Here is a 5,459-nt window from a genome sequence, read left to right as displayed (position 1 = left end):
GCCGGCACAGCCCGACCCGTCGCCCGCGGCCCGGTCCACGACGACGTACGGGACGTCCTGGCCCCTGAAGTCGCGCGGCGTCGCGCCGCTCGGGTCGGCCGGGATGACGAGGGCGCCGCGTACGCGCTGTCCGGCGAGGGAGAGGGACGGCCTGTCCGGCGAAGGGAGAGGGACGGCGCGCCTCGTCCCTGACGCCGACCGTCGCGCGCCCGCCGGTCCGTTCATTCGAGATGGAAGACCTCGGCGAGCGGGCGCATCGCCTCGTCCGGTGTCCGGCCGTCGAGTTCCTCGAAGAAGCCTGCCATGTCGCTCTGCCAGCGTGCGTTGACATCGGTGGCGTCCATGGCGGCGCGGGCCGCGTCGAAGTCCTCCGTCTCCAGGTAGCCGACGAGCAGCCCGTCCTCGCGCAGGAAGAGCGAGTAGTTGTGCCAGCCGCCGGCGGTGAGGGCGTCGCGCATCTGCTGCCACACGTGGGCGTGGCGGGCGCGGTACTCGTCGACGCGGTCGGCCTTGACCTTGAGCAGGAAGCAGACACGCTGCATGTGCTGGGCACTTCCTCTCAGCACTGGTCGTCGTCCGGTAGTCGATGTTCTTCTTGTCGAACACGGCGGTCCTCCGAGCGGGACGGCATCGCCCTTGCCGAGGGCGAACGTTCCGAGACGACCGGCCGTGGACGTCCGGCCCCGCGCGCCGGTGATCTTCCCGGACCTCACCGCGACGGCGCCGCGCCGAGGTCGACATGAAATGTTTCAGTCGAGTTGCGGGGAAGCTAGCCCGTCCACTCCGAGCGGGTCAAGGGCCTCGACATGACCGATCAACGCACATGTGGACCACAGGGTTTCGCGCGTCGCCGGGCCACTGCCGACCTCTTGACGACCGCGTCGTACGCCGTTAGCTTCCCAGCGATGTGAATCGATTCACGCCCGGAGTTCAGAGCCGACAGTCTCAGAGGTGGACATGCCCGACATCGCTGCTGTGAAGGCCGCCCTCACCGACCAGCGGATCGAGACCCCGTCCTGGGGCTACGGCAACTCCGGCACCCGGTTCAAGGTGTTCGCCCAGGCGGGTGTGCCCCGCACGCCGTTCGAGAAGCTGGACGACGCGGCAAAGGTCCACGAGTTCACCGGTGTCGCCCCGAAGGTGGCGCTGCACATTCCCTGGGACCGGGTCGAGGGCCCCGGCGGCTACGCGAAACTGGCGGCCCACGCGCGCGAGCGTGGTGTGCGGATCGGAACCGTCAACTCCAACACCTTCCAGGACGACGACTACAAGCTCGGCAGCGTCTGCCACCCGGACGCGAAGGTGCGGCGCAAGGCCGTCGACCACCTGATGGAGTGCGTCGACATCATGGACGCGACCGGTTCGAAGGACCTCAAGCTCTGGTTCGCCGACGGCACCAACTACCCCGGCCAGGACGACATCGTGGCCCGTCAGGACCGGCTCGCCGCATCGCTCGCCACCGTCTACGAGCGGCTCGCCGACGACCAGCGGATGCTCCTCGAGTACAAGCTCTTCGAACCGTCCTTCTACACGACGGACGTGCCGGACTGGGGCACTTCGTATCTGCAGTGCGTCAGGCTCGGCGAGCGGGCGCGGGTCGTGGTGGACACGGGGCACCACGCGCCGGGCACCAACATCGAGTTCATCGTGGCGCTCCTGCTACGCGAGGGGCGTCTGGGCGGTTTCGACTTCAACTCCCGCTTCTACGCGGACGACGACCTGATGGCGGGCGCCGCCGACCCGTTCCAGCTCTTTCGGATCCTGCACGAGGTGGCGGGCAACGGCGGGTTCGCGCCCGGGGCGGACGTGGCGTTCATGCTCGACCAGTGCCACAACGTCGAGGCGAAGATCCCGGCGGTCATCCGGTCCGTGATGAACGTGCAGGAGGCCACGGCGAAGGCGCTGCTCGTCGACCGTGACGCGCTGGCCGCCGCCCAGGCCGCCGGGGACGTGCTGGGGGCGAACGCCGTGGTGATGGACGCCTACAACACCGATGTGCGGGGGTTGCTGGGCGAGTGGCGACAGGAGCGGGGGCTCGCCCCCGACCCCGTCGCCGCGTACGCCGCCTGCGGGTGGCAGGAGCGGATCGTGACCGAGCGCGTGGGTGGACGGCAGGCCGGGTGGGGGGCCTGACCGACGCGTGTGCCCCGCCCCGCGGGTGAGCCGCCGCGGTCCTCGCCGTGGTTGTTCGCGCCCACGCGGCGCGGCCGCGTGCCGATTCAGGCCCGCGCGCCTCTTGTCCCGCACTGTTTCCCGACCGCCAACTCCTCAAGGACGGAACACCATGGCCATCAGCCCTCATGTCGCGGCCCTGCTCGACCGCTCCCACCGGCTCGGCGCCGATCCGCGCAACACCAACTACGCCGGTGGCAACACCTCCGCCAAGGGCACCGCGCCCGACCCGGTCACCGGCCGGGACACCGAGCTGATGTGGGTCAAGGGCTCGGGCGGTGACCTGGGCACGCTCACCGAGGGCGGGCTCGCGGTGCTGCGCCTCGACCGGCTGCGCGCGCTCGCCGAGGTCTATCCGGGCGTCGAGCGCGAGGACGAGATGGTCGCGGCGTTCGACTACTGCCTGCACGGCAGGGGACGGCTCCCGGAGGGAGAAGGCGCAGCGCCGTCCATCGACACCGCCATGCACGGCCTTGTGGACGCCGCGCACGTCGACCATCTGCACCCCGACTCGGGGATCGCGCTCGCGTGCGCCGCCGACGGCGAGAAGCTGACCGCCGCGTGCTTCGGAGACAAGGTGGTGTGGGTGCCCTGGCGGCGCCCCGGCTTCCAGCTCGGCCTCGACATCGCCGCGATCAAGGCCGCCAACCCGCGGGCGATCGGCTGCGTCCTGGGCGGCCACGGCATCACGACGTGGGGCGACACGGCCGAGGAGTGCGAGGCGAACTCGCTCTTCGTGATCCGTACGGCACAGAGCTTCCTCACCGAGCACGGCAAGGCCGAGCCGTTCGGTGCGGTGATCGACGGGTACGCGGCCCTCGATCCGGCGCGGCGCCGGGCACGCGCCGCTCGACTCGCCCCTCTCATCAGGGGGCTCGTCTCCACCGACCGCCCCCAGGTCGGCCACTTCGACGACTCCGATACCGTGCTCGGCTTCCTGGCCGGGGCCGAGCACCCGCGCCTGGCCGCGCTCGGCACGTCCTGCCCCGACCACTTCCTCCGCACGAAGGTCCGCCCGCTCGTCCTCGATCTGCCGCCCACCGCCGAACTGGACGCCGTGGCCGACAGGTTGAAGGAATTGCACGCCGAGTACCGCGAGGAGTACGCGGCCTACTACCACCGCCACGCCCGGCCGGACTCCCCCGCGATGCGCGGCGCGGACCCGGCGATCGTGCTCGTCCCGGGCGTCGGCATGTTCTCCTTCGGCCAGGACAAGCAGACGGCACGGGTCGCGGGCGAGTTCTACGTCAACGCGATCAACGTGATGCGGGGCGCCGAGTCCGTCTCGTCGTACACGCCGATCGAGGAGTCGGAGAAGTTCCGCATCGAGTACTGGGAGCTTGAGGAGGCCAAACTGCGCCGCATGCCCCCGCCCAAGCCCCTCGCCACGAGGGTGGCACTGGTGACGGGCGCGGGCAGCGGCATCGGCAGGGCGGTGGCACACCGCCTCGTGGCGGAGGGAGCGTGCGTCGTCGTCGCCGACGTGAACGCGGACGGCGCGCTGGCGGTCTGCGAGGAACTCGGCGGCCCGGACAAGGCCGTCGCCGTCACGGCCGACGTCACGTCGGAGGAGCAGGTCGCCGACGTCTTCGCGGCCGCCGCGCTCGCCTTCGGCGGCGTCGACCTGGTCGTCAACAACGCCGGCATCTCGATCTCCAGGCCGCTCCTGGAGACCACCGCGCGCGACTGGGACCTCCAGCACGCCGTCATGGCCCGCGGATCGTTCCTCGTCTCGCGCGAGGCGGCGCGCCTCATGCGGGCTCAGGGCATGGGTGGCGACATCGTCTACATCGTGTCGAAGAACTCGGTCGTCGCGGGCCCGAACAACGTGGCCTACTCGGCGGCCAAGGCCGACCAGGCTCACCAAGTACGCCTTCTCGCCGCCGAGTTGGGAGGCGACGGGATTCGCGTCAACGGCGTCAACCCGGACGGTGTCGTGCGCGGCTCCGGCATCTTCGCGGGCGGCTGGGGCGCGCAGCGCGCGGCCACCTACGGCATCGAGGAGGACGAGCTCGGTGAGTTCTACGCCCAGCGGACCCTGCTGAAGCGTGAGGTGCTGCCCGAGCACGTGGCCAACGCCGTGTTCGCTCTCACGGGCGGGGACCTGACGCACACGACCGGTCTGCATGTGCCGGTGGACGCGGGGGTGGCGGCCGCGTTCCCGCGATAGGCGGCCTCGGACATCCGCGGTACGGAACACCAACGGAGCGAAGGCGATCCGCATGCCCACCACTGCCTATGCCGCGATAGACCTGGGCGCTTCCAGCGGCCGGGTCATCACGGGCGCGTTCACCCCGGATTCCCTGACCCTCGCCGAGTCCCACCGCTTCACCAACGCCCCCGTCCGCGTCGGCGCCGCCCTCCACTGGGACATCCTCGCCCTGTACGACGGCGTCCTGACCGGTCTGCGCGAGGCGGGCCGGGTCCGTTCCGTGGGCATCGACAGCTGGGCCGTGGACTACGGTCTGCTCGACGCGGACGGCGCCCTGCTCGGCAACCCGTTCCACTACCGCGACGCGCGCACCGAGGACGCCGCGCGCCGGGTCTGGGACAGCGTCCCGCCCGAGGAGTTGTACGCGGCCACCGGCACCCAGTACGCCCCGTTCAACACGCTGTACCAGCTCTCGGCGGCCCGAGGTACGGCCCAACTCGGCGCGGCGAAGCGCTTGTTGCTGATCCCGGACCTGCTCACGCACTGGCTGACCGGCAGCGAGGGCACGGAGGTGACCAACGCCTCGACGACCGGACTGCTCGACCCTCGAACCGGCGACTGGGCGCACGACGTCGCGGCCCGCGCCGGCGTCGACCTCGGCCTGTTCGCGCCGCTGCGCCGTCCCGGCGACCCGGCGGGCGAACTGCTCCCCCACGTTCGGGAGGCGACCGGCCTCAGCGCGCGGAGCGGGCCCGTGCCCGTCACCGCGGTGGCCTCGCACGACACGGCGTCGGCCGTGGCCTCGGTCCCGGCCGCACCCGGGGAACACTTCGCGTACATCTGCACCGGCACCTGGTCCCTGGCCGGCCTCGAACTGGGCACGCCGGTGCTCACCGAGGCGAGCCGCGCCGCGAACTTCACCAACGAGGTGGGCGTCGACGGCACGGTCCGCTACCTGCGCAACATCATGGGCCTGTGGCTGCTGCAGGAATGCCAACGGACCTGGGGCGAGCCGGACGTGCGGGCCCTGCTCGACGCCGCCGCGCGGGCGCAGCCGCTGCGGTCGGTCGTCGACGCGGGCGACGCGGCGTTCCTCGCGCCCGGCGGCATGCCGCAGCGGATCGCCGCCGCGTGC

4 protein-coding genes and 1 pseudogene are annotated in these 5,459 nt (G+C 71.5%); 3 read left to right on the top strand and 2 right to left on the bottom strand.

The window, feature by feature from the left end; genetic code table 11:
* Together OFY01_RS14550 and OFY01_RS14545 are read right to left on the bottom strand one after the other, a co-directional pair.
* Positions 1-225 (bottom strand): annotated as a pseudogene (locus OFY01_RS14550) (LacI family transcriptional regulator); the annotation flags it as partial.
* Positions 222-542 carry an L-rhamnose mutarotase gene (locus OFY01_RS14545; protein ID WP_266599954.1) on the bottom strand — a complete coding sequence of 107 codons (321 nt, stop codon included), beginning with the start codon at positions 540-542 and terminating at the stop codon, positions 222-224. The pseudogene OFY01_RS14550 and the gene OFY01_RS14545, both read right to left, overlap by 4 nt.
* 415 nt (positions 543-957) lie before the next feature.
* Between OFY01_RS14545 and rhaI the strand changes: the two genes are divergently transcribed.
* The 3 genes from rhaI to OFY01_RS14530 all read left to right on the top strand — a co-directional run.
* A complete protein-coding gene (gene rhaI / locus OFY01_RS14540) occupies positions 958-2,133 on the top strand; it encodes an L-rhamnose isomerase (RefSeq protein ID WP_266599956.1) in 1,176 nt (391 codons plus the stop codon).
* Between the two features lie 151 nt (positions 2,134-2,284).
* On the top strand, positions 2,285-4,342 hold the full coding sequence (locus OFY01_RS14535; protein WP_266599952.1) for a bifunctional aldolase/short-chain dehydrogenase: 2,058 nt from the start codon (positions 2,285-2,287) through the stop codon (positions 4,340-4,342).
* Between the two features lie 52 nt (positions 4,343-4,394).
* The coding region (locus tag OFY01_RS14530) for a rhamnulokinase (protein WP_266599950.1) at positions 4,395-5,459 on the top strand (1,065 nt) is incomplete at its 3' end.

Origin of the sequence: Streptomyces beihaiensis (assembly GCF_026274175.1) — a bacterium.
Taxonomy (GTDB): Bacteria; Actinomycetota; Actinomycetes; order Streptomycetales; family Streptomycetaceae; genus Streptomyces; species Streptomyces beihaiensis.
This window is presented reverse-complemented; position numbering and strand designations above follow the sequence as displayed.